The organism is Streptacidiphilus jiangxiensis (genome assembly GCF_900109465.1).
Taxonomy (GTDB): Bacteria; Actinomycetota; Actinomycetes; order Streptomycetales; family Streptomycetaceae; genus Streptacidiphilus; species Streptacidiphilus jiangxiensis.
Window position 1 is genome coordinate 1 of the sequence record NZ_FOAZ01000032.1, and the last position, 26,881, is coordinate 26,881.

General features: G+C 71.1%; 16 protein-coding genes and 1 pseudogene. 10 read left to right on the plus strand and 7 right to left on the minus strand.

Annotation, left to right across the window (positions count from 1 at the left end; translation table 11 throughout):
- Positions 1-366, plus strand: a pseudogene (locus BMY61_RS38275) (xylose isomerase); the annotation flags it as partial.
- Between the two features lie 62 nt (positions 367-428).
- Here the strand turns inward: BMY61_RS38275 and BMY61_RS38280 are convergent.
- Positions 429-1,601, minus strand: a complete 1,173-nt coding sequence (locus BMY61_RS38280) for an endo-1,4-beta-xylanase (RefSeq protein WP_042452875.1) — start codon at positions 1,599-1,601, stop codon at positions 429-431.
- 247 nt (positions 1,602-1,848) lie between these two features.
- A complete protein-coding gene (locus BMY61_RS38285; RefSeq protein WP_052439033.1) occupies positions 1,849-4,023 on the minus strand; it encodes a cellulose binding domain-containing protein in 2,175 nt (724 codons plus the stop codon).
- 304 nt (positions 4,024-4,327) lie between these two features.
- Between BMY61_RS38285 and BMY61_RS38290 the strand changes: the two genes are divergently transcribed.
- Positions 4,328-6,088, plus strand: a complete 1,761-nt coding sequence (locus tag BMY61_RS38290; RefSeq protein WP_042452873.1) for a cellulase family glycosylhydrolase — start codon at positions 4,328-4,330, stop codon at positions 6,086-6,088.
- Here BMY61_RS38290 and BMY61_RS38295 read toward each other — a convergent pair.
- The 5 genes from BMY61_RS38295 to BMY61_RS38315 all read right to left on the minus strand — a co-directional run bounded on the left by BMY61_RS38295 (position 6,040) and on the right by BMY61_RS38315 (position 16,196).
- A complete protein-coding gene (locus tag BMY61_RS38295; RefSeq protein WP_052439032.1) occupies positions 6,040-8,523 on the minus strand; it encodes a glycoside hydrolase family 95 protein in 2,484 nt (827 codons plus the stop codon). The two genes, BMY61_RS38290 and BMY61_RS38295, sit on opposite strands and share 49 nt — an antisense overlap.
- A 117-nt stretch (positions 8,524-8,640) precedes the next feature.
- Entirely contained in the window at positions 8,641-9,852 is a 1,212-nt protein-coding gene (locus tag BMY61_RS38300; protein WP_174514531.1) for a M20 metallopeptidase family protein, read from the minus strand.
- Positions 9,849-12,137 carry an alpha-xylosidase gene (yicI, locus tag BMY61_RS38305; RefSeq protein ID WP_042452870.1) on the minus strand — a complete coding sequence of 763 codons (2,289 nt, stop codon included), beginning with the start codon at positions 12,135-12,137 and terminating at the stop codon, positions 9,849-9,851. The genes BMY61_RS38300 and yicI overlap by 4 nt, the downstream gene beginning before the upstream one ends.
- 74 nt (positions 12,138-12,211) lie before the next feature.
- A complete protein-coding gene (locus BMY61_RS38310; RefSeq protein WP_042452866.1) occupies positions 12,212-13,195 on the minus strand; it encodes an acetylxylan esterase in 984 nt (327 codons plus the stop codon).
- An 88-nt stretch (positions 13,196-13,283) separates the two neighbouring features.
- Complete coding sequence (locus BMY61_RS38315; protein WP_169791876.1) at positions 13,284-16,196, minus strand: glycoside hydrolase family 3 protein; 2,913 nt, start codon at positions 16,194-16,196, stop codon at positions 13,284-13,286.
- Positions 16,197-16,354: 158 nt separating this feature from the next.
- Here BMY61_RS38315 and BMY61_RS38320 point away from each other — a divergent pair, with 158 nt between their 5' ends.
- The 8 genes from BMY61_RS38320 (at position 16,355) to BMY61_RS38355 (ending at position 26,723) form a co-directional block, all read left to right on the plus strand.
- On the plus strand, positions 16,355-18,037 hold the full coding sequence (locus BMY61_RS38320) for a type 2 periplasmic-binding domain-containing protein (protein WP_042452861.1): 1,683 nt from the start codon (positions 16,355-16,357) through the stop codon (positions 18,035-18,037).
- Between the two features lie 83 nt (positions 18,038-18,120).
- On the plus strand, positions 18,121-18,981 hold the full coding sequence (locus BMY61_RS38325; protein ID WP_082015298.1) for an ABC transporter permease subunit: 861 nt from the start codon (positions 18,121-18,123) through the stop codon (positions 18,979-18,981).
- The gene (locus BMY61_RS38330; RefSeq protein WP_052439030.1) at positions 18,978-19,952 is read left to right on the plus strand and encodes a carbohydrate ABC transporter permease; all 975 of its coding nucleotides are present in this window, start codon (positions 18,978-18,980) and stop codon (positions 19,950-19,952) included. Before BMY61_RS38325 ends, BMY61_RS38330 begins: the two co-directional genes overlap by 4 nt.
- 118 nt (positions 19,953-20,070) lie before the next feature.
- Positions 20,071-21,111 carry a LacI family DNA-binding transcriptional regulator gene (locus BMY61_RS38335; RefSeq protein WP_042452854.1) on the plus strand — a complete coding sequence of 347 codons (1,041 nt, stop codon included), beginning with the start codon at positions 20,071-20,073 and terminating at the stop codon, positions 21,109-21,111.
- A gap of 22 nt (positions 21,112-21,133) precedes the next feature.
- Positions 21,134-23,119, plus strand: a complete 1,986-nt coding sequence (locus BMY61_RS38340; protein ID WP_042452849.1) for a beta-galactosidase — start codon at positions 21,134-21,136, stop codon at positions 23,117-23,119.
- Between the two features lie 104 nt (positions 23,120-23,223).
- The gene (locus BMY61_RS38345; protein WP_042452847.1) at positions 23,224-23,430 is read left to right on the plus strand and encodes a hypothetical protein; all 207 of its coding nucleotides are present in this window, start codon (positions 23,224-23,226) and stop codon (positions 23,428-23,430) included.
- Between the two features lie 4 nt (positions 23,431-23,434).
- Positions 23,435-24,937, plus strand: a complete 1,503-nt coding sequence (locus BMY61_RS38350; RefSeq protein ID WP_042452845.1) for a glycoside hydrolase family 43 protein — start codon at positions 23,435-23,437, stop codon at positions 24,935-24,937.
- Between the two features lie 37 nt (positions 24,938-24,974).
- Positions 24,975-26,723, plus strand: coding sequence for a cellulase family glycosylhydrolase (locus tag BMY61_RS38355; RefSeq protein WP_042452843.1), 1,749 nt, complete (start codon positions 24,975-24,977; stop codon positions 26,721-26,723).
- Positions 26,724-26,881: the final 158 nt, after the last annotated feature.

The window sequence follows — 26,881 nt, forward strand, 5'->3', positions numbered from 1 at the left end:
CAGGCCTTCTGGCTGGTCGACCTGCTGGAATCGGCCGGCTACGACGGCCCGCGCCACTTCGACTTCAAGCCCCCGCGCACCGAGGACCTCTCCGGCGTCTGGGCCTCCGCCGCCGCCTGCATGCGCAACTACCTGCTGCTCGCCGAACGCGCCCGCGCCTTCCGCGCCGACCCGGACGTCGTCGCCGCGCTGACCGCCGCCCGCCTGCCCGAACTCGCCCTCCCCACCGCCCAGGACGGCCTCGCCGGCCTCCTCGCCGACCGGGACGCCTTCGAGGACTTCGACGTCGACACCGCCGCCCGCCGCGGCATGGCCTTCGAGGTCCTGGACCAGCTCGCCATGGAACACCTCCTCGGCGCCCGCTGAACCCGGAGCGACGTCGCATGGTCCGGCAGCCGGAGCCGACGGACCATGCGGACCGGCAGCGATCACTCGCCCCCGGCGCCCCCACCGTCGCGGCGCGCGCTGTGCGCGGCCAGCGCCAGGTCCTGCTGGAGGGCGACGTACGCGGCCTTCGGCTGCAGGTTCACGTCGTACAGCAGACCGTAACCCTCGCCACCGAAGGTGCCGGGGATCCAGGAGTCACCGTCGTAGACGCCCCACGCCGTGAAGGAGATGCACTGCCGGACGAGCTCGCACCCCTTGAGCATCTCGGAGAACTCGTACGGCTGGGCGAACTGGGCGAGCTGACTGGTGGGCACCTGGTCCGTCGCGTTGTTCACGAAGGTGCGCACGTCGGCCTCGGTGACGGCGACCTTCAGCCCCAGGGCGCCATAGGCCTGGAGGTCGGCCTGGAAGCGTTGGGCGTCGAAGCCGTACTGGGTGTCGAGGTGCCCCTGCTCGCCGATGCCGTCGATGGGCACGCCCTGCGCGCGCAGGCCCTTGACGAAGTTGTAGACCGCCTGGAACTTCGCGTTGGTACCGTCCTGGCCGGCGATGTTGTAGTCGTTGTACATGAGCAGCGCCTTCGGGTCCGCCTGGTGCGCCCAGCGGAACGCGTCGGCGACGATGCCCTCTCCAAGGTGCTGGATCCAGAAGTCGTTGCTGTTCAGGCCGTCGGACGTGGCACTGTCCCAGGAGTTGGCGAAGACCTCGTTGACCACGTCCCACTGCCAGATCTCGCCGCGGAAGTGGCTGACCTCGGCGGTGATGTGCTGGTGGAGGATGTCGCGCAGTTCGGAGTCTCCGATGGAACCGTCGGCGACTCCGGTGGTGAGCCAACTCGGCAGCTGGTTGTGCCACATGAGCGTGTGGCCGCGGACCGACTGCCCGTGCTGCTCGGCGAACTGCACCAACTGGTCAGCGGGCTTCCAGTCATAGGTCCCACGGGTGGGCTCCACAGCGTCCCACTTCATGACGTTCTCCGGTGTCACGACGGAGAACTGACCGGCGACCGTGTCGGTGTAGAGCTTGTTGGTCCCCAGCTGTCCCATGTCGACGGCGGTGCCGATGCGCAGACCCTGCTGCGCCGCCAGGGCGCGCAGGGAGTCGCTCGGGACTGACGGAGCGCCACTTACGTCAGCCGCTGCGACGGCGGACGAGATCAGCATGAGCGCGGTGGCGATGCCAACAGCGACCGTGGACTGGCGACGTAGCTTCACTGCGAACTCTCCAGATTGAGGCGGGATTCATTCGAAAGTTTCGAACTGATTGCCGAACAACCCGGACGCTAAACCTGGTGATCTCGCGCAGTCAATGGTGCTGCACGTACTGGATCGGGCGATCCCCCTAGTCCTTGTGCCCCACCGGACCACCATGTTGACGAAGAACCAGTTCGAAATGTTTCGGCGGCGGGCGTCCGGCGGACGGTGGCCGTGCAGAGCCCACCGTCCGCCGAGCCTGTGCGCCTCAGCTGCAGACCGCGCCGTTCAGGGAGAAGCTGTTCGGGGCCTGGTTGGCGCCCGAGTAGGAGGCGTTGAACCCGACGGTGGTGCTCGCGCCCGACGCCAGCGTGCCGTTGTAGGAGAGGCTGGTCGCCGTCACCGTGCTGCCCGACTGGGTCCAGGCGGCGTTCCAACCGTTGGTCAGCTGCTGGTTGCCGGGCCAGCGGAAGGAGAGCGTCCAGCCGTTCACCGGCGTGCTGCCGGTGTTGGTGAGCACCAGGGTGCCCGTGAAGCCGCCGCCCCAGTCGTTCACCGAGTAGCCGACCTTGCACCCGCCGCCGGTCGCCGCCGCCGTGGTCACCGTGACGGTCCCGGAGCGGGCCGAGCGGTTGCCCGCCGTGTCCTTGGCGTAGACGGCGAAGGTGTAGGCGGTGCTCGGCTGCAGGCCGCCCACCGTCGCGCTCGGGCCGGCCGGGGAGGCCACGACGGTCTCGGCGCTGCCGGACACCTGCACCACGTCGTAGCCCGCAAGGCCCGTGGAGCTGGTGGACGGGGTCCAGCTCAGGTTCACGCCGCTGCTGGTGACGCCCGAGGCGGTCGGCGTGCCGGGGGTGGTCGGCGGGGTCACCGCAGTGCCCGGCTGCAGGGTGAGCAGCACCGCGCTGTACGGCGCGACGGTCTGCGAACCCGCCGTGCCGATGCTCGCGGTGGTCAGTGCCGCCGCGGGGCCCGCCATCGTGGTCACGGTCGGAGTGCCCGAGGCGGGGTTGAATCCCGCGTAGGAGAGGTTCACCGCATAGCTGTTGGCCGGGTCGTCGTTCACCAGCAGGACGCGCAGCGAACCGTCGGCGGCCTTCACCGAGTAGGCCTGCAGCAGGGACTGGCTGGATCCGGTGGAGACCAGGGTGTCCCCGGGGTGGACGAACCGGCTGAGCAGCGTCATGCCGTTGTAGGCCGGGAACGGCGTGTCGGCCGCGGGCTCGCACAGCTGCGCGCCGCCGACAGCGCCGCAGCTGCCGTCGGCGAGCATGCCGTAGTCACCGTAGCCGGCCGAGCCGTAGAGCGAGGACCCGTTGTCGCCCGTGGTCACGATGCCGTTGTGGATCTGCCACCAGTCCACACTGGAGACGCCGTTCGCGAGCCACCCGAGGTAGTCCTGTGGCAGGAAGAGCGCGTTGACCAGGCCGACGGTCTGCTTGCCGGGGTTGGACGAGACGGAGTTGGTCTCGGTCACCATGATCGGCACCGAGCTGCTGCCCTCGTACTGGCCGAGCTGCGAGCGCAGTGTGCCGACCATGGTGGGGATCTGCGCCGCGTCGGCGAGCAGGCCCGCGTCGGTCGGCCCGGGCGGGGCGACGCTGCTCGGGTTCTGCGGGTACCAGTGCACGTCGGCGAAGCCGATCTGACCGGCGAGCGCCGTCATCACGGTCTGGTTCCACGACTGCGGACTGCCCGCCGAGGTGGCGCCGTCCGGCCAGTTGCCGGGTGCGGTGAGCACCACGCCGACCTGGATGGTCGGGTCGACGGCCTTCATCGCCGCGATGTACGCCTTGGCGTTCTGCGCGTACACCGCGGGACCGCAGTCGGTCGGGTTCGTGCCGGTCGAGCAGTGCTTGTCGGTCTCCCAGTCGGCGCCGTAGGTGCCGTTGCCGTAGACCTCGTTGCCGATCTCCCAGTACTTGATGTGGTAGTTGTGCGTGATGTTGGCGTACCTCACCCAGTCGGCGGCCAGTTGCGCGCCGGTCTCGGCCGGGCTCTCGGTGGCGCCGATCGTGTCACCGCTGCCGTAGTTGACCGTCACCATGCCCTGGGCGCCGGACTGCTGGAGCATGGTGGCGTACTGGTCGAAGTCGACGGCCTGGGTGCCGTTGGTGAGGTCGCTGTTGGTCTTCCAGTTGTAGCTGTCGGACGAACTTCCGCCCGGAAAGCGCACCAGGCCGACGCCGGCCTGCTTCAGCAGGCCGGGGACGGCGGCATCGGTCAGCTTGCTGTCGTAGACCGAGGCGTTGGTGCCGATCCCGGTGGCGGGCACGGTGGCGAGGGACTGAGCGGCGTTCACGCTCACCGTGGCCGTGGTGGTGGCGGAGACGGCGGCACCGGCGCTCGGCGCGGAACTCCAGAGCGGTACGGCCGCCAGGAGCGCCAGGGCGGCCAGGGTCGCGGGCAGGCGTAACGGGCGCGACGGGGGTCGCAGGGACATGGACCGGTTCCTCTCGACGGGTGGGTACCGCCGGGGCATCGCGGGTGGGGGTGGGCTCGGGCCGCCGACGGTGCCCCGAGGGTCGGCCGGGGCGTCGACGAACGTCAACGGTGCCACCCGCGCTCGGTGTTGTCGGGTGGGCTCACCTGCGGTGATCGAGGAGGCCGGCGGATGTAGCTTTCATCGTCCGGGCCGCCGCAGCCGGCCCAGCGGGCGGCAAACACGTCATGGTCGGAGCAACCTTTCGGGCCACCAGCGGCAACAAGGGGACGGATCAAGTTCGTTCGTCACGAAGGACTGAGAGATGAAGGCAACTCGCCAGGCCGCACGGCACCGTCGTGGCAGGCTCGGGCTGATGGTGGGGACCCCGGTGGCGCTGATCGCCGCCGGTGGGCTCGTCTACGGCTCCGCGTCGGGTGCGACCACGGGCGGAGCGCCCGGCCAGGCGCCCTCGGCGGTGGCCCACGCGCGGTCGGGCGCGATGGCGGCCGTGGCCGCGATGCAGCCCGGCTGGAACCTGGGGAACAGCCTGGACGCCATCCCGGCCGAGACCTCGTGGGGCAATCCGGTGGTCGCCAAGGCGCAACTGGACGCGATCCGCGCGCAGGGCTTCCGCAGCATCCGCATCCCGGTCACCTGGAGCGGCCACCAGGGCTCCGCCCCCGGCTGGACCATCGATCCGGCCTACGTCGCCCGGATCAAGCAGGTGGTGAACTGGGCCCTGGCGGACGGCTTCTACGTGGTGCTCAACGTCCACCACGACTCCTGGCAGTGGATCGCCGGCATGCCCGCTGACCACGACGGAGTCCTGGCCCGCTACGACGCCACCTGGACGCAGCTCGCCGCGCAGTTCCGCGACGAGTCGGACCACCTGGTCTTCGAAAGCGTCAACGAGCCCACGTTCACGAACGCGTCGGACGCCCAGAAGGCCGCGCTGCTCGACGAGTTGAACACCTCCTTCCACCGGATCGTGCGCGCGTCGGGCGGAGCGAACGCGACGCGCCTGCTGGTGCTGCCGACCATCGGCGACACGCCGAGCCAGTCGCTGATGAACGACCTGGCGACCACGATCGCCTCGCTCCATGACGACCGGATCATCGCGAGCCTGCACTACTACGGCTACTGGCCGTTCAGCTCCTCCAACGCCGGTGTGGACCGGTTCGACGCCGCGAGTCTGCAGGACATGACGGCCGTCTTCACGCGCATGCACGACACGTTCGTCGCCAAGGGCATCCCCCTCATCCTCGGCGAGTACGGGCTGCTCAGCTACCCCGACATCAACCACCCGGACGTGGTCGAACGCGGCGAGGCGCTGAAGTACTTCGAGGAGATCGGCCACCAGGAGCGGATCAACGGCATCACCGGCTTCCTGTGGGACAACGGCGCCTACCTGGACCGCACCACGCTGCGCTGGCGGGACCCGGGCCTGTTCGCGGAGATCAAGGACGGCTGGACGACCCGCTCCGGCACGGCCTCCAGCGACCAGGTCTTCGTCCCGGCGTCGGAGCCCGTCACCGCCCGCACCCTGACGCTCAACCCGAACGGGACCGCCTTCCGCGGCCTGTTCGAGGGCCGTACGGCGCTGGTCCAGGGACGCGACTACACGCTGGCCGACAGTCGCCTCACCCTCACCCCGGCCTTGCTCGCCCGCCTGACGGCACACCACGGCTACGGAGTCGCCGCCACCCTGACGGCCCGGTTCTCGGCGGGGGCGGCGTGGCAGATCCGTGTCGTCTCCTCCGCGACGCCCGTGCTATCCGGCGCCTCGGGCAGCACCAGTGGGCTCACCGTCCCGGCGCAGTTCCGCGGTGACGTGCTGGCGACGGTGAAGGCCCACTACTCCGATGGCAGCAACGCCGGCCCGAACAACTGGACGCCGTTCCTGGGCTTCGACACCGACGTCGTCCCCGACTCCGCGCATCACACCCTGACCCTGTCGTCCGAATTCTTCCAGGGGATCAAACAGGGTGCACAGGTCACCCTCACCGTCCGCTTCTGGAGCGGCGCGACCGTGACCTACCACGTGACGGCGTGGGGCAGCTCCGTCACCGGCACCGCCTCCTGACGCACACGCCCGTCGGCGTTCGGTGGCTCCCCCGGGAAGGTGAGCCGGTAGGTGCGGCCCGCCTCGAAGTTCAGCCGGAGCAGACCCGCCCCTGGGACAGGGGTCAGTGCGACCTCGCGATCCTCCTCGTCCGTGGCGTGCGGACGGCCCCCGCTCTCGGGCAGGCACAGCTCGACCGTCCCGACGCGCCGGGAGCGCAGCTCGACTCGGCGCAACGCACCCTGCCGCCAACTCAGGTCGACAGCTGTCCCGCCTCGCGCGCGCAGGCCGCGTACCTCGCCGTCCGGCCAGGACGGCGGGAGGGCGGGTAGCAGCCGCAGGATGCCGTTGTGGCTCTGCAGCAGCATCTCCGCGATGGCGGCGGTGATACCGAGGTTGCCGTCGATCTGGAACAACTGCGGCGGGTGCAGGTCGAAGAGGTTGGGCGCGATGGACGTCTCCAGCAGGCGTGAGACCGCGTGCCCGGCGAGCGGCCCGTCGCCGAGCCGGGCTGCCAGCGCGGCGACCCAGGCCAGGCTCCAGCCCGTACCTCCGCCCCCGTGCTGGAGGCGTCGGCCCAACGCGTGGCGCGCGGGGGCCAGGAGGGTGTCGTCGCCGAGCGGGTCGACGGCGCTGCCCGGGTAGAGGCCGTAGAGGTGGGAGAGGTGCCGGTGACCGGGGTCCTCCTCGGGCAGGTCCTCCCCCCACTCCAGCAGCCGCCCGTCCGCCGCGACACCCGGGCGCCGAAGGCGCTTGCGGACGGCGGCCAGTTCCTCGGCGAAGTCCTGGTCGGTGCCGAGCTCGCGCGCGGCGGCGACGGTGGTGTCGAGCAGCTCGGCGGCGAGCCAGTAGTCCATGGTGCAGCCGGCGGAGACGGCGGCCAAGGTGCCGTCGTCGAGACGGAAGTGGTGCTCGGGCGAGGTGGAGGGACAGCTGACCAGCTGACCGTCCGCGTCCTCGACCAGCAGGTGGGTCAGGAAGCGGGCGGCCTCGCGCATGACCGGGTAGGCGCGCTCGGCAAGGAAGGCGCGGTCGCCGTGGAAGAGGTGGTGGTCCCACAGGTGGGCGGCGAGCCACGGCCCGGCCATCGGCCAGTTGGCCCAGACCGGGTCCCCGCCGACGGGATTGGTGGCCCGCCAGAGGTCGGCGTTGTGGTGGCAGCACCAGCCGGGCGCGTCGTAGTAGGTCCGTGCGGTGTTCCGCCCGGACTCGACGAGGTCGGCGACGAGGTCGAAGAGCGGCTCGTGGCACTCGGCGAGGCCGGTGCTCTCGGCGGGCCAGTAGTTCATCTGGAGGTTGATGTTGGAGGTCCAGTCGCAGTTCCAGGGCGGGGTGACCTCGTTGTTCCAGATGCCCTGGAGGTTCGCGGCCTGGGTGCCGGGCCGCGAGCTGGCGATGAGCAGGTAGCGGCCGTAGGCGAAGAGCAGGGCGGCGAGGCCCGGATCGTCGGCGCCGTCGTTCGCGGCGGCGAGCCGCTCGTCGGTCGGCAGTGCGTCCGCCTCGGCCGACCCGTGGAGACGCAGTCCGGCCGCGCCGAAGAGCCGCTGGTGGTCGGTCAGGTGGGCGGCGAGGAGCGTGTCGAAGTCCTGCCCCTCCGCCTCGTCCAGCCAGCGGCGCGCCTCGGCGAGCGCCGTCTCGGGGCCGTCGGGCTGCGTGTGCCATCCCCGGTACCCGGTGCCGACAGCGGCCAGAATCACCGCCCCGTCGGCGCCGGTGACCTCGACGCTGTCCGCGTCGACGACGACATGCCCGTTCAGGGCCTGCACGCGCAGTTCGGCAGCAAAGCCCGTGCCCGCCTCCGCCTGGTAGGTCACCTCTCCCCGGGCAACGTGCGCGGGGACGCGACCGTGGATCGCCAAACCCTGGCCATCGGGCCCGGCGGTCATCTCCGCGCCGGGGTGAGGCGTGGTGAAGCCCGCCCGGAAGGAGATGGCCCCGGGCGTGTCCGCTGTCAGGCGCACCGCCAGCACGCCCGCCGGGGCGGAGACGAAGCTCTCGCGCCGGTACCGCACCCCACCTGCGGTGAACGAGACGGTGTGCACGGCCAGGTCGAGATCGAGCACTCGCCGGTAGTCGGTCACGTCGTCCACGCCGGCCGCGAAGGCCGAGCCGACGGACGGGAAGGTCAGCAGCAGGGCCGCCAGCGGTTGGTACGCCTCGGTGTCGGGGCCCTGGTGGTGGGCGGCGGCGATCGCGTCGGCACGGGCGTAGTCGCGGTCGCGCAGCACCGCCTCCCGTAGGGCTGGCAGGTGGTCGGCGGCGCCCTCCCGGTCCCGGGGTCCGGGGCCGCCGGACCACAGCGTGTCCGCGTTGAGCTCGATCCGCTCGGTGTGCACGCCCCCGTACACCAGGGCGCCCAGTCGGCCGTTGCCCAGTGGCAGTGCCTCCAGGAAGGCGTCAGCCGGCCGGCGGTACCAGAGCCGGTCGATGCAGGAGTGGTGGGAGTCCGTCAGCACGGCGTCATTCCGATCGTGAAGGTCGGCGTCCAGGTGGAGGTGGAGATCGCCATCCGGGCGTAGGAAGGATGCGGGCCTCGCGGCGGAGACATCACTGTCCTCCCTCGCCTATCCGACCTACCCCGACGCCTGATGGTTCGGCGTCGGCTGCGCCGACAGCCGGTGGGTCAGCCAGCCGGTCATCGCGCGCACGCCGTGGCCGATCGCCCGCTCGTCGGCGGCGAAGTCGGGGGTGTGCGGGGCGCCGTTCATCCCCGCGTCGGGGTCCGCGACGCCGAGGTAGAGCTGCGCGCCCGGCGCCTGGTCGAGGAACAGGGCGAAGTCCTCGCAGTTGTACGGCCAGGACGCCCGGGCCCACAGGACGGACTCCGGTCCCAGCGCCGCGCCCAGGTACCGGCCTGCCGCCGTACTGAGCTCCACGGAGTTCACCAGGGCGGGAACCGGGTCGCCCGAGAACTCGGCATGCCCGCCTGCGGCCGACGCGATCCGCATGACCCGGGCGCGCAGCTCCGGATGCCGTTCCTGCGGCCAGAAGCGCAGCAGCCCGTTGGGGACCGTCCGGCCGTCAGGTGTCCGCGCGGTCCACTGGGCGACGCACACGGACTCCTGGACCGACGCGGATCGCCCGGGTTCCGTCAGGGCGTGGAACTGCGCGGTGTAGTCGGCCAGGTCCTGCGGGAACCCGACCGTGCCGAGCTCCGCCACCTCGGTCTCCACCGCGACGACAGCGGCAGGATCGTCGCCCGGCAGCACGATCCGGAAGTGGTCCAGCCCCGGCAGGCCGTGCCCCGGAGAGACCGCGATGGTGCCGGACGGGAACGGAGCACAGTGCAGCGCATAGAACTCCCGCGGTGCGAGGCGCTGCACCAACCCGGTCTCCAGCATCGCGCGAGCGCCCTGCAACGGCTCCTCGGCCGGCTGGAAGACGAACACCAGCCGCCCGCGTACCGGCTCGGCGGCCTGCGCGAGCGTGCGGGCGATGCCGACGCCGATCGCGGTGTGCAGGTCGTGCCCGCACAGGTGCGCGACGCCGGGGACGCGGGAGGCGAAGGCCTCGTCGACAGCCCGGCCCGACACCGGGAACGGCAGCACGTTCGTTCGCGCGTCGACGGCGTCCATGTCCGCCCGGTACGCCAGTGTCGGGCCGTCCGCGGAGCCGTCGAGCACCGCGACTACTCCGTGCCCGCCGACGCCGGTCGTCACCTCCAGTCCGGCCGCGCGCAGCTGCTCCGCGACCAGTCCGGCCGTCTCCCGCTCCTCACCGGCCAGCTCGGGGTGGCGGTGGATCTCCCGGCGGAGCTCGATCAGCTCGTCTTCGAGGCTCGTCACTCCCGCCCCCGGTACGGGAAGTCGGCGGCCCCGGTGCCGGCGGGGCAGGCGTGGACGGTTCCGTGCGGTCCGCCGAGGCGCAGCTGCCAGGGGTGGGGGCTGTCGGTGGTGACGTGGAGCCGGTCGCCCTCGCGGAGCAGATGGAAGCGGGCCGACTCGCCCGGGTCGTTCGGGCTCAGGATCACCAGCGTGCGTTCAACCCCGTCGGCGAAGGCGTGGACCCGCAGTTCGACGCCGTCCGCCCAGGCGGAGACGGGGTGCTGGTCGTCGGCGCCGAACGGAATGACGGAGTCGGGCCGGGCGAGCAGCGGCAGGGTGTGGAAGCCGTGCTGTTCGCGCGTCCAGCGCGGGCCGGTGACCTGCTCCCCCGTCAGGATGTTGGTCCAGGTTCCCTCCGGGACGTAGTAGTCGACCGTTCCGTCGTCGGTGAACACCGGGGCGACGAGCAGGTCGTCGCCGAGCAGGTACTGCCGGTCGAGGGTGGCGGCCGCCGGGTCGTCGGGGAACTCCAGGACCATGGCGCGCATCACCGGGACGCCGGTGGCGTGCGCCTGCTGGGCCGCGCGGTGCAGGTAGGGGGCAAGGCGGTGCTTGAGGAGGGTGAACGCGCGGGTCACGTCGACGGCCTCCTCACCGTAGTCCCACGGGACCCGGTAGGACCTGCTGCCGTGCAGGCGGCTGTGGGAGGAGAGCAGACCGAACTGCACCCAGCGCTTGAAGACGGTCGGTGTCGGGGTGCCCTCGAAGCCGCCGATGTCGTGGCTCCAGAAGCCGAAGCCGGACAGGCCGAGGGAGAGCCCGCCGCGCAGTGACTCGGCCATGGCGTTGAAGTGGGACTCGCAGTCCCCGCCCCAGTGCACCGGATACTGCTGGCCGCCGGCCGTGGCGGAGCGGGCGAAGAGCATGACCTCGCCCTCGCCGCGCTCCTCGCGCAGCAGCTCGAAGACGGCCTTGTTGTAGAGGTGCGTGTAGTAGTTGTGCATCCGCTCCGGGTCGGAGCCGTCGTGCCAGATGACGTCGGTGGGGACGCGCTCGCCGAAGTCGGTCTTGAAGCAGTCCACGCCCTGGGCGAGCAGCTTGCGCAGCTCGGCGGTGTACCAGTCACGCGCGGCGGGATTGGTGAAGTCCACCAGGGCCATACCGGGCTGCCACAGGTCCCACTGCCACACGCTGCCGTCGGCGCGCCGCATCAGATAGCCGGCGCGCCGGCCCTCCTCGAACAGGTGCGACTTCTGGGCGATGTAGGGGTTGATCCAGGCGCAGATCCGCAGCCCCTGCTCCTTGAGCCGGGCCAGCATGCCGACCGGGTCGGGGAAGGTCTGCGCGTCCCAGGTGAAGTCGGACCACTGGTACTCGCGCATCCAGAAGCAGTCGAAGTGGAAGACGCTGAGCGGAATGCCGCGCTCGGCCATGCCGCCGACGAAGCGGTTGACGGTGGCCTCGTCGTAGTCGGTGGTGAACGAGGTGGTCAGCCAGAGGCCCAGTGCCCAGGCCGGGGGCAGCGCGGGGCGTCCGGTCAGGGCGGTGTAGCGGGTGAGGATCTCCTTCGGCGTGGGCCCGTACACGACGAAGTACTCCAGCGACTGGTCCTCGACGCTGAACTGGACCTGTCCGACGGACTCGGAGCCGACCTCGTAGCTGACCTTGCCGGGGTGGTTGACGAAGACGCCGTAGCCCTGGTTGGTCAGGTGGAACGGGATGTTCTTGTAGGCCAGTTCACTGGTGGTGCCGCCGTCGGCCTGCCAGATGTCCACCGTCTGGCCGTTTCTGACGAAGGGGGTGAACCGCTCGCCGAGCCCGTAGACCAGCTCGCCGACCGACAGGGAGAGCTGGCCGAGCATGTGGTGGCGTCCCTCGGCGTCGGTGACGAAGCCGGTGCCGCGCTCCCCCGCCGCCGTCAGCACCCGTCCGTCGGCGACGAACTCCAGTCTCCACGGCTGGGAAGCGTCGACGCGCAGCGTCAGCGCGCCCGAGCTCAGCTGCACCACCTCGCCGTCGCGGTGGACCTTCCCGGCGCCCTCCTCGGCGCCGGGAAGGGCGAACTCCGGTCCGCGGTCGACCGTTCCGGCGTGGTGGGTGGCGCGCACCCCGATCACGCCCTCGGCGGGCGACCAGCACTCGACGGTCAGCAGCGGGCTGTTGAGGGTGTCACCACGTCCGTGCACGTGCTTGACCGGCGCGTAGAGCGTCAGCCGGCGCTCGTCGGCCCGGATGTCGGCGACCTCGGCGGCGTAGCGCGCGGTGCAGCCGGGCCGCATCAGCCAGTAGCCGTCGGTGAACTTCATCAGGCAGGTTCCTTAGTCCGCGCGGTGCGCGGTGATCAGGGGCGGTTCTTCGGTTCGGAGGAGAGCGGCTGGTGTCAGGGCCGAGGAGTCAGCCCGCGCTCGGCGAGCCACTCCAGTTGGGTGGGCGGCGTGGAGCCGCAGCCGCCGCCGTGGTCGGCGAAGGGCCAGACGGTCATGGTCCGGTCCTCGCCCGCGTAGTGGTTGAATGCGGCGTAGACCGTGGACGCCGGGCAGACGGGGTCCATCAGGGCGACGCTGAACAGGACCGGTGCGGTGGCCCGCTGGGCGAAGTGGACGCCGTCGACGTAGTCGAGGGTGGCGAAGGTCTGCTCGACCTTGTCGCGGCTGTGCCAGCGCAGGTAGTTGACGATCTCCGGGTAGGGGCCCTCCCCGGCGATCTGGACCGCGCGACGGAAGTGGCACAGGAACGGCACGTCGGGCATCACTGCAGCCACCCGCTCCCCGAGCAGTCCCGCGACGGCGAGGGCCAGTCCGCCGCCCTGGCTGCCGCCGGTCACCACGATCCGGTCGGCGTCGAGGCCGGGCAGCTCCGCGACGGCGTCCACCGCCCGCGCGCAGTCGGTGATCAGGCGCCGGTAGTAGTGGTTCTCGGGTGAGTCGATGCCGCGCGTCATGAAGCCCTCGACCCACTGTGTGCCGTCGCCCTGGGGCCGGTCCGGGGTGTCGTGGCCCTGGCCGCGGCTGTCGACGACGAGTTGGGCGTAGCCGGCCGCGGACCAGAAGAGGTGTTCGGTGGGCAGGCCGCGTCCACCGCTGTAACCGATGTAGGTGACAACGACCGGCAGCAGCCCTTCGGCTCCCTGCGGGCGCAGCAACCAGGCGGCCACCGGCTCGCCGTTCCAGCCGGGGAAGCGCACGTCGTCGACCTCGACGGTGTACAGCCGGTACCGGTCGGTGACGCGTTCGCCCTTCACCGCGCCCCCCTGCGCGCGGGCCTCGTCGAGGGTGCCCTGCCAGAAGGCGTCGAAGTCGTGCGGGGCGGGCGACTCCGGTCGGTAGTGGGCGAGTTCGTCGGCGCCGAAGTCCGTCAGCGGCATGGGCTGTCTCCGAGTTCAGGTGGGGGCGTGTGCGGAGGCGGCGGCCCGCCACCCTCAAGGCGGGCCGCCGCCGGTCCAGTGGTGGCGGTCAGTCGGTGGTGCGGGAGGAACCGAAGCGGAACGCCGCAAGCCGGAAGGCTCCGTGCAGGACGAGGGTCAGGTCGTGGACTCCGTCCTCCGCTCCGGGCAGCTCCGCGCCCACGGTGGTCCATGCGTAGTGGTCGCCGGTCACGGGCACCGCGAACCGGGTGAGCTCCCGCTCTCCGGCGCGGATCTCTAGGCGCGCCTCGCCCGCGTCGCCGTCCGCACGGGCCACCTCGACATCGACACGGGCCGCGCCGGTCAGGTCGACGGAGCGGAACAGCAGCGTCGCGGGCCGGTCGGGATCGGCCGGGGTGACGGCGTCACCGCCGACGCGGTTCACGTCGACGAGGGTGAGGGCCGCGTGGTCGTCGAAGTCGACGGTCAGGGTTCGACGGTCGACGACCACGCGGGGCTGGGGGGCCGTCCCGGTCACCGTGAGCGGTGCGGTCAGGACGACGTATTCGGCGGAACGGGCGACCAGGATCTCGTAGGCGCCGGGGTCGACGGTGAACGTCCCGGTGGCCACGTCCCAGTGGGTGAGCCGCTCTGCGGGGAGCTCGAAGGTCAGCTCCCGGCTCTCGCCGGCTTCCAGGCGCACCTTGCGGAAGTCGGCCAGGCGCAGCCGGGGCGCCTCGTAGCGGGCGTCGAGCGCGCGGACGTAGAGCTGGACGATCTCGCTGCCGGTCCGCGCACCGGAGTTGGCGAGCGTGACAGTGACGTCGACCGATCCGCCGGCCGCGATCGAGTCCCGCGAGAGCCGCAGGTCGCGGTGGGTGAAGGCGGTGTAGGACAGGCCGTGGCCGTAGGGGTAGAGCGGGGCGGCTCGGTGGTACTGGTAGGTCCAGCCGGCCTGGATGATGTCGTAGTCGAGTGCGTCGGGCAGCGGGTCCTCGCCCCGGTACCAGGTCTGCGGCAGGCGGCCGGCCGGCTCGGCCGCGCCCAGCAGGACGTCGGACAAGGCGTGGCCTGTCTCCTGCCCGCCGTGGGAGGTCCACACCACCGCGGGCAGGTGCTCGTCGGCCCAGTCGAGGGCGTAGGGGTAGCTGCTCATCACCACGAGCGCCGTCTCCGGGCGGACGGCGGCGACCTCGCGCAGCAGTGCCTCCTGCCCGGCGGGCAGCGCGGTGTCGACGCGGTCCTCGGTCTCGCGTCCGTTGACCATCGGGTGGTTGCCCAGCACGACGACCGCGACGTCGGCGGCCTCTGCCGCCGCCCGCGCCTCGGCCGCGCCGTCGCGCAGCAGTTCGCGCTGCCAGCGCTCGGCCGTCTCCGGGGTCTCGGCGGTGACAGCGGCCCGGCCGTCGACGGGGTCGACGGCGGCGTAGCGGCCGGTCAGCACGGAGCGCAGCAGCACGGTGCCGTCCTCGGCGGGCTCCAGCCGGAAGGTCTCGTGCACGTCCCAGGTCTTGAGCACTTCCCGGTCGGCGACGAGGGAACCGTCGTCCTTGAGGCTGAGGTAGCGGCCGGTGTCGGCGTCGCGCAGGGTCAGCATGGAGCGTCCCCAGTCGACGACGTCGAACGCCGTCTTTCCGAGCAGTTCCCCGCTGGTGCGCGAACGCAGTGCGATCCGGTCGGTGCCCTCCTCCTGGACCACCTCGCCTCCGTGAGCGCCGAGTGCCGCGCCGAGCCCGGCCGCGACGGTGACCTGGTACGGGAGGGTGGCGCTGTACCAGTCCTCACACAGCATCCCCGCGAGCGGTCCGATGACGGCGACGCGTGGCGTGCGGGCGGGGTCGAGCGGCAGCAGGCCGGTGTTCTTGAGCAGCACCACGGACTCCGTCGCCGCCCGGCGGGCGAGGGCGCGGTGCTCGGGGCAGCCGATCACCTCGGGGCCGATGCCGGCATACGGGTCCAGGTCGGGGTCGAACTCGCCGAGCCGGAAGCGCAGTTCGAGCTGGCGGCGGACGGCGCGGTCGATGTCGGTCTCGTCGATCAGGCCGCGTTCGCGTGCCTCGCGCAGCCGGCCGACGGGAGTGGCGCTGTCCTCGCCATGGTCGGTGAAGCTGTCGATGCCCGCCTTGAGCGCGGCGGCATGGGACTCGGCATGGTCGTCGAAGTAGTGCTCGGGGTCGACCAGGTTGGAGGGGGCCTCGGCGTCGCTGACGACGAAGAGCTCGTGCCCGGTGGGCCCGGCCCAGCGGCGCAGCTCCGTCTCGATGAGCGGGGAGACGTGACAAGGGCGGCCGTTGACCAGGTTGTAGGCGGCCATCGCGCCGGTGGCGGCACCGGAGGCGACGACGGGGCGGAAGGCCGCAAGGTCGTACTCGTGCAGCACGCGCGGTCGCACACCGGAGGAGGTGGTGCAGCGGTCGTCCTCGTTGTTGTAGGCGAGGAAGTGCTTGAGGACGGGCGCGGCCCGCAGGTGGTCGGGGTGGTCCCCGGCCAGGCCGCGGCAGAAGGCCTCGCCGAGGCGGGCGGTGTGCACCGGGTCCTCGGCGTAGCCCTCCTCGTTACGGCCCCAGCGCGGGTCGCGCAGCAGGTTCAGCACCGGCGCCCAGGCCTGGAGGCTGATCGGTCCGCGCCCGGGGGCCGTCAGCGGCTCGCGGTGGTGGTGGAAGGCGCGCAGCTCGACCGAGGTGGCCTCACCGACCTGCCGGACCAGCTCCTCGTCCCAGGTCGCACCGAGCCCCACGGCCTGCGGGAAGACCGTCGCCTCGCCGAGCCAGGCGACGCCGTGCAGGGCCTCGGACCCGGTGCGGAACGCCGCGAGACCGAGCCGCAGGACGGCCGGCGCGTACTGGTGCAGCATCGCGATCCGCTCGTCGGGAGTGAGCCGTTCGAGCAGGTCGTCGACGCGCTTGCGCAGCGGCAGCGCCGGATCGCGGAACGGAAGCCGGTCGGTTGCGGACACGGACGGGGAACTCACGTGGCAGATCCTTCGGGCAGGTGGGGTCCGAAACTTCAAGTCGAAGCGCATCGACGCTGACACGCGGCCGACGACCTGTCAACAGCCCCAGTACCAACGAGTTTTTGATTTGTTCAGGGCCTTGCCGAACCTGTAACGCGTCGTTAGTCTCGCCGCAACATCCAAGCGCTTCGACACTTCATCGTCGCCGGAGAAGGGGCCGCCCCACCATGAGCACAGCGTTGAACCGCAGAGCGTTCGTGAGCGCCGCCGTCTCGATCGCGGGAGCCACCGCGATGACCCCGCTTCTGTCCGCCTGCGGCGGCGGCTCACAGCACAGGACGGGCGCGAACACGGCCCAGGGCCTCAAGTCCGCACTGCCGGCCTACGTCCCCAGCACCGCTCTCAAGGCCGACCTCCCGTCCGTGGCGGGGGGCCCGGACGCGGCCACCGATCCCGGCTTCCTGAGCTACCCGGCCAACCCCGTCGCCACCGTCTCGGGCGTGCCGGGCAAGGGTGGCAGCTACACCGCGGTCACGCCGCTGTGGGGCACCGTGCCGCCGGTCGGCAACTCCTTCTACCAGGCCATGAACAAGGCCCTCGGCGTCAATCTGACCGTCAAGCCGGCGGACGGGAACAACTACGCCACGATCATCCCCACCATGACGGCCGCCAAGAAGCTGCCCGACTGGATCCAGCTGCCGTCCTGGTGGGACCCGAACTTCAACGTGGGCGAGCTGGCCGGCACGCAGCTCGCGGACCTGACGCCGTACCTGTCCGGCGACAACATCAAGAAGTACCCCAACCTGGCCGCGATACCCACGGCCGCGTGGCGGGTCGGCGCGTGGGACGACAAGATCTACGGAATCCCCTCCTTCTCCACCGGCTTCGCGATCGCGGGCACCACCTTCCACCGCCGCGACATTCTCGACTCGCATGGCATCACCGCCGACCAGGTGACCTCCGCGGCCGACCTGATGAGCCTCGGCAAGGAACTGACCGACGCCAAAAGCGGTGTGTGGGCCTTCGACGACGTGTGGACCTACCTCTTCACGTTCTTCGGCGCCCCGCTGAACTGGCGGCTGGACGGCGGCAAGCTGGTCTACAAGTACGAGACCCCCGAGTTCCTCGAGGCCCTGGACTGGCACTACCGGCTGGCCAACTCCGGTTACATGCACCCGGACGCGTTGGCCGGCAACGCAGCCGACGCGAGCACCCGCTTCTACGCCGGCAAGGTGCTGATCGCCGGCGGCGGAACCGGCGCCTGGAACCTCGCCGACTACCAGTCCGGCACCGCCGCGAACAAGAACTACCGCCGCGGCTCGTTCAACGCCTTCTCGGCCGACGGCAAGAGCACGCCCCAGTTCTACATGGGCGCCTCCACGAGCATCCTCAGCTACCTGAACGCCAACCTGAAGCCCGGCCAGATCGAGGAGCTGCTCTCGGTCGCCAACTACCTGGCCGCGCCCTACGGTTCGGCCGAGTACACGATGGTGAACTTCGGCGTGGAGGGCGTGCACCACACCCGGCAGAACGGCGTGCCGACCTTCACCGACGAGGGCAAGAAGGACGCGCAGCCGACCACCTACGCGTTCCTCGCCTCCTCCCCCTCCGTGATCAGCAACCCCGGGGCCGACATCGTCACCAAGGACTACGCCGCCTGGCAGGCCGCGAACGTCAAGACCCTGACGAAGCCCCTCTTCTGGGGCATGAACATCACCATGCCGCAGGAGATGGCGACCGCCAACGCCGCGCAGGCCGTCGAGGACACCATCAAGGACTGCTACCACGGCAAGAAGAAGGTGTCCGACGTGCAGGCCGCCATCGCCACCTGGAAGTCCAACGGCGGCGGCGACCGGCTCACCCAGTGGATGACCACCAACGTCCTCGACAAGCACGGCACGGGCCAGTGAGCACCGCGCGGGCCGAGAGGGCCCGACGCCCCCCGCGGCTGAACTGGCGGATCAGGCTGCGCCGTGACAAGTCCTTGATCCTGATGACGGTTCCCGCCGTCGTCCTGCTGCTGGCCTTCAACTACCTGCCACTGTTCGGCCTCGCCACCGCCTTCCAGGACTACGACCCGCTCGTCGGCGTCTGGCACAGCGACTGGGTCGGCTTCGACCAGTTCCGGCAGCTCTTCTCGGACCCGCTGTTCTGGGAGTCGATGAAGAACACGCTCTACCTCAGCTTCGTCCAGCTGATCCTGTTCTTCCCGGTCCCCGTCGCGCTGGCGCTGCTGCTCAACTCGGTGCTGAGCGAACGACTGCGCAACTTCATCCAGTCGGTGGCCTACCTGCCCCACTTCTTCTCGTGGGTGCTGACCATCACGGTCTTCCAGCAGATGCTCGGCGGCGCCGGCGCGCTCAACCAGTTCCTGCGCCAGCACAACATGGGCACCTGGGACATCATGACCAACCCGCACACCTTCGCGCTGCTGGTCACCTCCCAGGCGGTGTGGAAGGAGGCGGGCTGGGGGATCATCGTCTTCCTGGCCGCCCTCGCCGGCATCAACCAGGAGCTCTACGAGGCCGCCGCGGTGGACGGGGCCGGCCGGTTCCGGCGGATGTGGCACATCACCCTGCCAGGGATGCGCGGCGTCGTCGTGCTCATGCTGGTGCTGCGCCTGGGCAACGCGCTGTCGGTCGGATTCGAGCAGTTCCTGATCCAGCGCGACGCCGTCGGCCACGACGCGGCGGACGTGCTCGACACCTTCTCCTTCTACTACGGCATCGCCACCGGCAACTACAGCTACGGCGCGGCGGCCGGGCTCTTCAAGAGCGTGATCTCGCTGCTGCTCATCTGGGGTGCGAACAGGCTGGCGCACGCCTTCGGAGAGGACGGGTTGTACCGCGGATGACGAACACACTCACCATCGGACGCAAAGCACGCGAGCGCAGCACGACGGCATCAGTCCCCCGGCACAGGACGCGGTCGGCGCGCCCGCCGTGGCAGGAGCCGCCGACCACCGTCGGCCAGGCGGCCAAAGGACTGACCCTCGGCGGCATGCTGGCCGTGGTCCTGGTGCCTCTGTGGATCATCGTGGTGACCAGCTTCTCCACGCCGGGCGCGATCAACCGCGCCGGCGGTCTGGTGGTCTGGCCGGACGGGCTGACCACCGAGGCCTACCGGGAGATGCTGGGCGACCCGACCGTGAGCACCTCCCTGCTGGTGAGCCTCGCCATCACCGGGGTCGGCACGGCGGTCTCCATGGTGGTCTCGGTCCTGTGCGCCTACGGCCTCTCGCGACCGCGCTCGCTGGGCCACCGCTTCGTCCTGGTGCTGCTGATCATCACGATGTTCGTCAGCGGCGGGCTCATCCCCACCTTCCTGGTGGTCACCGGCCTCGGCGGCTACGACCAGTGGTGGGCGCTGATCCTTCCGGGCTGCGTCTCGGTCTTCAACATCCTGATCCTGCGGTCCTTCTACAGCGAGACCTCAGCCGAGCTGATCGACGCCGCGCGGATGGACGGCGCGGGCGACTGGCGCATCCTGTGGTCGGTCGTGCTGCCCACCTCGCGGGCGGTGACCGCGGTGATCGCACTGTTCTACGCCGTGGGCTACTGGAACTCGTTCTTCAACGTCATGCTCTACATGCCGACGGACAGCCAGAAGTGGCCGCTGCAGTACGTGCTGCTCACCTACGTGAACCGCGGAGTCGGGCTGCCGGGTTCGATCAACGCCGGCTTCGGCAACACTCACGCCCAGACCGCGCCGCTGTCCCTGCAGATGGCGGTGGTGGTGCTCACGCTGGTGCCGCTGCTGATCGTCTACCCGTTCGTGCAGAAGCACTTCCGCACCGGTGTCCTCACCGGCGCGATCAAGGGCTGACGCGGACCGCCGTCGACGGACGGTCCACACTGACCGGGAGCGGTTCCCGCGCGAATCCCCGCCGCGTGACAGAGAAGGAACCGCTCCCCCAGCCCGAACCGACCCGAAGGAAGCACAGATGGCGACCATTGCCGACGTGGCCAAGCACGCAGGCGTCTCGTCGAGCACGGTGAGCTACGCGCTCAGCGGCAAGCGCTCGATCTCGGGCGAGACCCGGCAGCGGATCGAGCAGGCCATCACGGAGCTCGGCTACCACCCCAACGCCGGTGCCCGCGCACTGGCGGGCAAGCGCTCGCACATCATCGCCCTGGTGGTGCCCCTGCACACCAACGTGTACGTGCCCACGATGATGGAGATCGCCATCGCCGTCACCATGGCGGCCCGTCAGTACGGCTACGACGTCCTGCTCATCACCAACGACGAGGGCCCCGAGGGCGTGCGCCGGGTCGCCGGCAGCGGCCTGGCCGACGGGGTGATCCTCATGGACGTCCGCCTCGACGACGACCGCGTCCCGGTCCTGCGCGCCCAGGGCATCCCCGCGGCCCTCATCGGCATCCCCGACGACCCGCACGGCCTGTCCTGCGTCGACCACGACTTCGCCGCGGCGGGCGCCCTCTGCGCCGACCACCTGGCCGACCTCGGCCACCGCGACGTCGCGTTCATCGGCTACGCCGCCGGCGTCTACCAACGCCACGCCGGCTACGCCGAGCGGACCCTGAACGGCTTCCGCGACCAGGCGGAACAGCGCGACCTGCGCTTCCTGCACCGCCCGTGCGAGGGCACCTACGAAAGCACGGCGGGCACCCTGGCCCGCATCCTCTCCGACCGCCCGGCGACCACGGGGTTCGTGGTGCAGAACGAGGGAGCGATCGGCCCGCTGCTGAGCCTGCTGCGCGCAACCGGGCGGACCGTCCCCGAGGACGCCTCGGTCATGGCCATCTGCCCCGACCAGCTGGCGGAGCAGTACGCGCCCCGGCTCACGGCCGTCACGGGCCCGCCGAACGAGCTCGGCTCGGTCGCCGTCGAGCAGGTCATGGCCAGGATCTCCGCAGCCGCCGACGGCGCCCCGCAGCCGGAGGACGGGCTGCTGCTGCTCTCGCCGGACCTGGTGGTCCGCGAGAGCACGGCGCCCGCGCCGCGTCGGCGCACCGACCATTGACGCCTCCATCCAAGGAGTCCCCATGACGACCCGTCGCCTGACAGACCGCCTCGGCGGCCTCGCCTTCGGCGGTGACTACAACCCGGAGCAGTGGGACGAGGAGGTCTGGAAGCAGGACGACGAGCTGATGCGCCGGGCCGGGGTCAACCTGGCCACGGTCGGCGTCTTCTCCTGGGCCTTGCTGGAGCCGGAGGAGGGCCGCTACGACTTCGCCTGGCTCGACGCCCACCTGGACCGCCTGCACACCAACGGCGTCGCCGTCGACCTGGCCACGCCGACCGCCTCCCCGCCCCCGTGGTTCACCCTCGCCCACCCGGACGCCCTGCCGGTCGGCCCCGACGGCACGCGGCTGACGCACGGCAGCCGCGACACCTACTGCCTGGCCGCCCCCGCCTACCGCGACGCTGCCCGCGGCCTCGCGAGCGTCCTGGCCGAGCGCTACGGCGACCATCCGGCAGTGGTGCTGTGGCACGTGCACAACGAGTACGTGACGCTGTGCTGGTGCGACCGGACCGCAGCTGCCTTCCGGGTCTGGCTGCGGGCCCGGCACGGTTCGCTCGACGCCCTCAACGAGGCCTGGGGAACGGCGTTCTGGAGCCAGCGGTACACCTCCTGGGAGCAGGTCCTGCCGCCACGCGCCACGCAGTGGCACAAGAACCCCGGGCAGGCACTCGACTTCCGGCGCTTCTGGTCCGACGAGACCCTCGCCGCCTACCGCGAGCAGCGCGACGCCATCCGCGCCCACAGTGACCGGCCGGTGACGACGAATCTGATGCTGCCCGGCTACCAGAACCTGGACCTGTGGGATTTCGGTCGCGAGGTCGACCTCGTCAGCATCGACCACTACCCGACCGCTCCGGGCGTGGACGCCGCCGCCGACACCGCCTTCGGCGCCGACCGCGCCCGCTCCTTCGCGGGCGGTGCGCCCTGGCTGCTGATGGAGCAGGGCACCAACACCGTCTACGCCGGGGACCGCACGCTCGGCAAGGAGCCCGGCGAGATCCTGCGGCACTCGCTCGGCCACATCGCTCGCGGCTCCGAGGGCGCACTGTTCTTCCAGTGGCGCCAGTCGCGGGCCGGTGCGGAGACCTGGCACTCGGCGATGGTGCCGCACGCCGGACCGGACAGCCGTACCTTCCGCGAGGTCGCCCGGACCGGTGCGGCCGTCGGCCGCCTCGGTGAGCTCGCCGGCTCCACGGTGCGGGCCGAGGTGGCGGTGCTGCACGACTCCGACGCCTGGTGGGCGCTGGACGTCGACGGCCTGCCCTCGGCCGAACTCGACTACCACGCGGCGCTGCGCCGCGCCCACCGCGCCCTGTGGGACGCGGGCGTCACCACGGACTTCGCCCATCCGGAGCAGGAACTCGGCCGCTACCGCCTCGTGGTCGCCCCGGCGCTCTTCCTGCTCTCCGACGCTGGCGCCGTCAACCTGCGCCGCTACGTCGAGGGCGGCGGCACGCTGTTCGTCCAGCACGCGACGGGCTACGTCGACGACCGCCTGCACGCCCGCCTCGGCGGCTACCCGGCCGCGCCGTTGCGCGAGGCCCTCGGCATCCGCGTCGAGGAGTACCGCCCGCTGCGGCGGGAGGAGCGGATCACGCTGTCCGACGGCTCGCACGCCACGGCGTGGAGTGAGTCGCTGCGCGCCGAGGGCGCCGAGACGATCGCCTCCTACACCCACGGCCTGCTCGCGGGCACCCCCGCGCTCACCCGCCACAGTTTCGGCGCCGGCCAGGGCTGGTACCTTTCCGCCCGCCTCGACGACACCGACCACGCCGCGCTGGTCGCCCGGCTGCTCGATGCCACCGGTGTCCGGCCCGAGCTGCCCGGACTGCCGCCGGGCGTCGAAGCCGTCACCCGGCACGCGGCGGACGGCCGCCGCTGGCACGTGGTCATGAACCACGGCGCCGAGCCCGCACAGCTGCCGCAGCCCCTGCACGACCTGCTGACCGACGGCCCGGTGAGCGCGCTGCCGCCCGGCGGCTGCGCGGTCCTGCGCGCTCGCTGAGCCGCTTGGTCCTCCGACCTCCCTCCAGCTCTGCCGCTGATCGCCATCCCTCGCCCTTCCCACCCGGAGGCGCACGCATGAGAGCGCTCACACTGCGTCAGCGCATGACCGCCGTCGCTGCGACCCTGTCGCTCGCGGCACTCGGCACGCTCACCGCCACCGCCACCGCCACCGCCCGCGGCCGCTGTGACCGGCGTGTCGGTGTCGGCGGCCTGCGCGATCGGCTGAGCCCCAGGACCGGTGGTGCCCCGGCCGCGACCCCAGGAGCGCCGTGGCACCACCACCCCCTCCTCGCAAAGGAAAGGAACTGACCGCATGTCAGCGCAGCACCCGAAGAGCGACACCGTCGCCAATCCCGTCATCCCCGGCTTCCATCCCGACCCCAGCGTGTGCCGGGTCGGCGACGACTACTACCTCGTCTGCTCCAGCTTCGAGTACTTCCCCGGCATCCCCGTCTTCCACAGCCGGGACCTGGTGCGCTGGACGCAGCTCGGCAACGCCCTCGACCGGCCGAGCCAGCTGCGACTGCCGCTCGACATGCCGTCCTCGGCCGGGATCTACGCCCCCACGCTGCGTCACCACGGCGGCCGCTTCTGGCTGATCGTCACGAACGTGGGCGACGGCGGCAACATGCTCTTCACGGCCACCGACCCGACCGGGCCCTGGTCGGATCCGATCCGGCTGCCTGACGTCCCCGGCATCGATCCCGACCTCGCCTGGGACGAGGACGGCACCTGCTGGGTCACCGTCGCCGGGATCTCCCAACTCCCCATCGACCCGCACACCGGCGAGGCCCTCGGGCCGGCGCACCGCCTGTGGTCCGGCACGCCGGGCGCGCTGGCCCCGGAGGCGCCGCACCTCTACCGGATCGGCGACTACTGGTATCTGCTGATCGCCGAGGGCGGCACCGAGCGCGGCCACGGCGTGTCCGTCGCCCGCGGCCTCACGCCCACCGGCCCTTTCGAGCCATGCCCGGCCAACCCGATCCTGACGCACCGCAGCACCGACCGTCCCGTCCAGAACACCGGCCACGCGGATCTCGTGCAGGGCCCCGACGGCTCGTGGTGGCTGGTGCTGCTGGGCGTGCGACCGGGCGGCGGCACCCCCGGCTGGCATGTGCTGGGCCGCGAGACCTTCCTCGCACCGGTCACCTGGGTGGACGGCTGGCCCGTCGTCGGCGAGCTCACCCCCGAGATCGCCGCGCCCACCTGGCCGCTCCAACCCGCCCCAGCCGTTCCCGCACGCGACGACTTCGACCAGCCCGAGCTGCACCCGCGCTGGATCTCCGTGCGGCAGCGTCCGGTCGAGCTGTGCTCGACCAAGGAGCGGCCCGGCTGGCTGACCCTCCACGCTGCCGGCAGCTCCCTCGACGAGCCGGACGCGGTCTTCGTGGGCCGCCGCCAGCAGCACCTGGCCTGCGAGGCGCGCACGCTGGTCGACCCGTCCGACGGGCGTGGCGGCCTGGCCGTCCGGCTGGACGAGAGCCACCACTACGAGATCGAGGCGGGCCCGGGCGAGGTCACGGTCTTCGCCCGCATCGGTCCGCTGCGCACGGAGGTGGCCTCCCGACCGGTGCCCACCGGTGCGGTGGTCCTCGGCGTCGACATCGCCCCACTGCAGCCGCGCGACGCGCGCACCGGCCCCGACCTGCTCTCCTTCGGCGTCGAGGCGCCGGACGGCACCTTCACCGTGCTCGCCGAACTAGAAGGCCGCTACCTCTCCACGGAGGTCGCCGGCGGCTTCACCGGCCGCGTGATCGGCCCGTACGCCGCCTCCGGCTCCGTCCACTTCGACTGGTGCGACTACCGGTCGCGCTGATCCCCACCGCACCCGACAGCGAAAGGCAGACAACGACATGACGCACCACCTGCCCGTGGCACGCCACCGCGCACGCGGGGCGAGCCTGGCCGCGACCGCCGCTCTGCTCCTGTTGGCCCCGGCCACGATCGGCGGCACGGCCTTCGCCGTCGACAGCACGGCCCCCACAACCCCCACCGACGCGACCCCGATGGTCCACAACCGGGCCATGGACACCGTCGCGCGGATGCAGCCCAGCTGGAACATGGGCAACAGCCTGGACGCCATCCCCGACGAGACCTCCTGGGGCAACCCGCCCGCGACCAAGGCGCTGTTCGACTACATCAAGTCGCAGGGCTTCCGCAGCGTCCGCATCCCCGTCGCCTGGAGCAACGGCCAGTCGGCGACCGCCCCGTACACCATCGACCCGACCTACCTGGCCCGGGTCAAGCAGGTCGTCGACTACGCCCTGGCCGACGGCCTGTACGTGGACATGAACGTCCACCACGACTCCTGGCAGTGGATCACCAACATGCCCACCCAGCACGACCAGGTGCTGGCCCGGTTCGACGCGACCTGGACGCAGCTCGCGGAGACCTTCCGCAACGAGTCGGACCGGCTGCTCTTCGAGAGCGTCAACGAGCCCGGCTTCACGGGCGCCACCGGCGACGCCCAGAAGATGTCGCTGCTGGACGAGTTGAACAACTCCTTCCACAGCATCGTGCGCCGGTCGGGCGGCGGGAACGCCACCCGCCTGCTCATCCTTCCGCCCGTCGGCTCCAGCCCGGACCAGACCTCCATGGAGCATCTGGCCGCCGACATGGCGACGCTGAACGACCCCGACCTGGTCGCCACCGTGCACTACTACAGCTTCTGGCCGTTCAGCGTGAACATCGCGGGCTACACCACCTTCAATGCCCAGACGCAGCAGGACCTCACCGACGCCTTCAACCGGATGCGGGACATCTTCACCTCCAAGGGCATCCCCGTGTACCTCGGCGAGTACGGACTGCTGAGCGAGCCCGACTCCGGCATCGTCGAGCGCGGCGAAATGCTCAAGTACTTCCAGGAGGTGGCCTATCAGGCGCGCCTCGACCACGTGACCACCGCGCTGTGGGACGACGGCAACTTCCTGGACCGCAACGCGCTGCAGTGGCGCGACCCGGCCCTGTTCTCCTGGATCAAGTCGAGCTACCACACCGAGTCCGGCACCGCCTCCACCGACCAGGTCTTCGTCTCGAAGTCCGGTCCCGTCAGCGCCCAGACGCTCACGCTGAACCTCAACGGGACGGATTTCCTCAGCATCTGGCAGGACGACACCCGCCTGGTCCGTGGCCGGGACTACGCCGTCTCCGGCAACCAGCTCACCCTGACCGCGGCCGAACTCGCGAAGTTGACCGGCACGGGGGCGTACGGCGTCAACTCCACCCTCCAGGTCCACTTCTCCCGGGGCCTGCCCTGGCAGATTCAGGTGATCACCAACGACACGCCGGCGCTCTCGGGCGCGACCGGCACCAGCGACTCCCTCGCCATCCCCACCCAGTTCCACGGCGACCGGATCGCCACCATGGAGGCCTCCTACGCCGACGGCACCGGCGCCGGCCCCGCCTCCTGGACCACCTACCAGGAGTTCGGCACCGCCTTCTCCCCCGACTACACGGGCGGCGCACTGACCCTCACCTCCGCGTTCCTGACCTCGCTCAAGGACGGCGCGCCGGTGACGCTCACCTTCCACTTCTGGAGCGGCACCAGCGATACCTACCACCTGACCAAGTCCGGGACCTCGGTCACCGGCACCTCCTCCTGACCACTCCGTTGGATCGGCCCGCGCGAAAAACCTCGCGCGGGTCGGCAACCTTTCCGCGCCCGGCGGCAACGAAGCGGTGGTAACACCGACTCGACAGGGGCGAACGAACGGATGGGCATGAGGGGAACGAGGCGCGCCGCGCCGCATTCACGACACGG

Excerpts from the sequence above, each read along its gene's own strand:
- BMY61_RS38285 (WP_052439033.1), bottom strand. The coding sequence starts at position 4,023 with ATGTCCCTGCGACCCCCGTCGCGCCCGTTACGCCTGCCCGCGACCCTG.
- BMY61_RS38290 (WP_042452873.1), top strand. The coding sequence starts at position 4,328 with ATGAAGGCAACTCGCCAGGCCGCACGGCACCGTCGTGGCAGGCTCGGG.
- yicI (WP_042452870.1), bottom strand. The coding sequence starts at position 12,137 with ATGAAGTTCACCGACGGCTACTGGCTGATGCGGCCCGGCTGCACCGCG.
- BMY61_RS38310 (WP_042452866.1), bottom strand. The coding sequence starts at position 13,195 with ATGCCGCTGACGGACTTCGGCGCCGACGAACTCGCCCACTACCGACCG.
- BMY61_RS38315 (WP_169791876.1), bottom strand. The coding sequence starts at position 16,196 with ATGCGCTTCGACTTGAAGTTTCGGACCCCACCTGCCCGAAGGATCTGC.
- BMY61_RS38320 (WP_042452861.1), top strand. The coding sequence starts at position 16,355 with ATGAGCACAGCGTTGAACCGCAGAGCGTTCGTGAGCGCCGCCGTCTCG.
- BMY61_RS38325 (WP_082015298.1), top strand. The coding sequence starts at position 18,121 with ATGACGGTTCCCGCCGTCGTCCTGCTGCTGGCCTTCAACTACCTGCCA.
- BMY61_RS38330 (WP_052439030.1), top strand. The coding sequence starts at position 18,978 with ATGACGAACACACTCACCATCGGACGCAAAGCACGCGAGCGCAGCACG.
- BMY61_RS38335 (WP_042452854.1), top strand. The coding sequence starts at position 20,071 with ATGGCGACCATTGCCGACGTGGCCAAGCACGCAGGCGTCTCGTCGAGC.
- BMY61_RS38340 (WP_042452849.1), top strand. The coding sequence starts at position 21,134 with ATGACGACCCGTCGCCTGACAGACCGCCTCGGCGGCCTCGCCTTCGGC.
- BMY61_RS38345 (WP_042452847.1), top strand. The coding sequence starts at position 23,224 with ATGACCGCCGTCGCTGCGACCCTGTCGCTCGCGGCACTCGGCACGCTC.
- BMY61_RS38350 (WP_042452845.1), top strand. The coding sequence starts at position 23,435 with ATGTCAGCGCAGCACCCGAAGAGCGACACCGTCGCCAATCCCGTCATC.
- BMY61_RS38355 (WP_042452843.1), top strand. The coding sequence starts at position 24,975 with ATGACGCACCACCTGCCCGTGGCACGCCACCGCGCACGCGGGGCGAGC.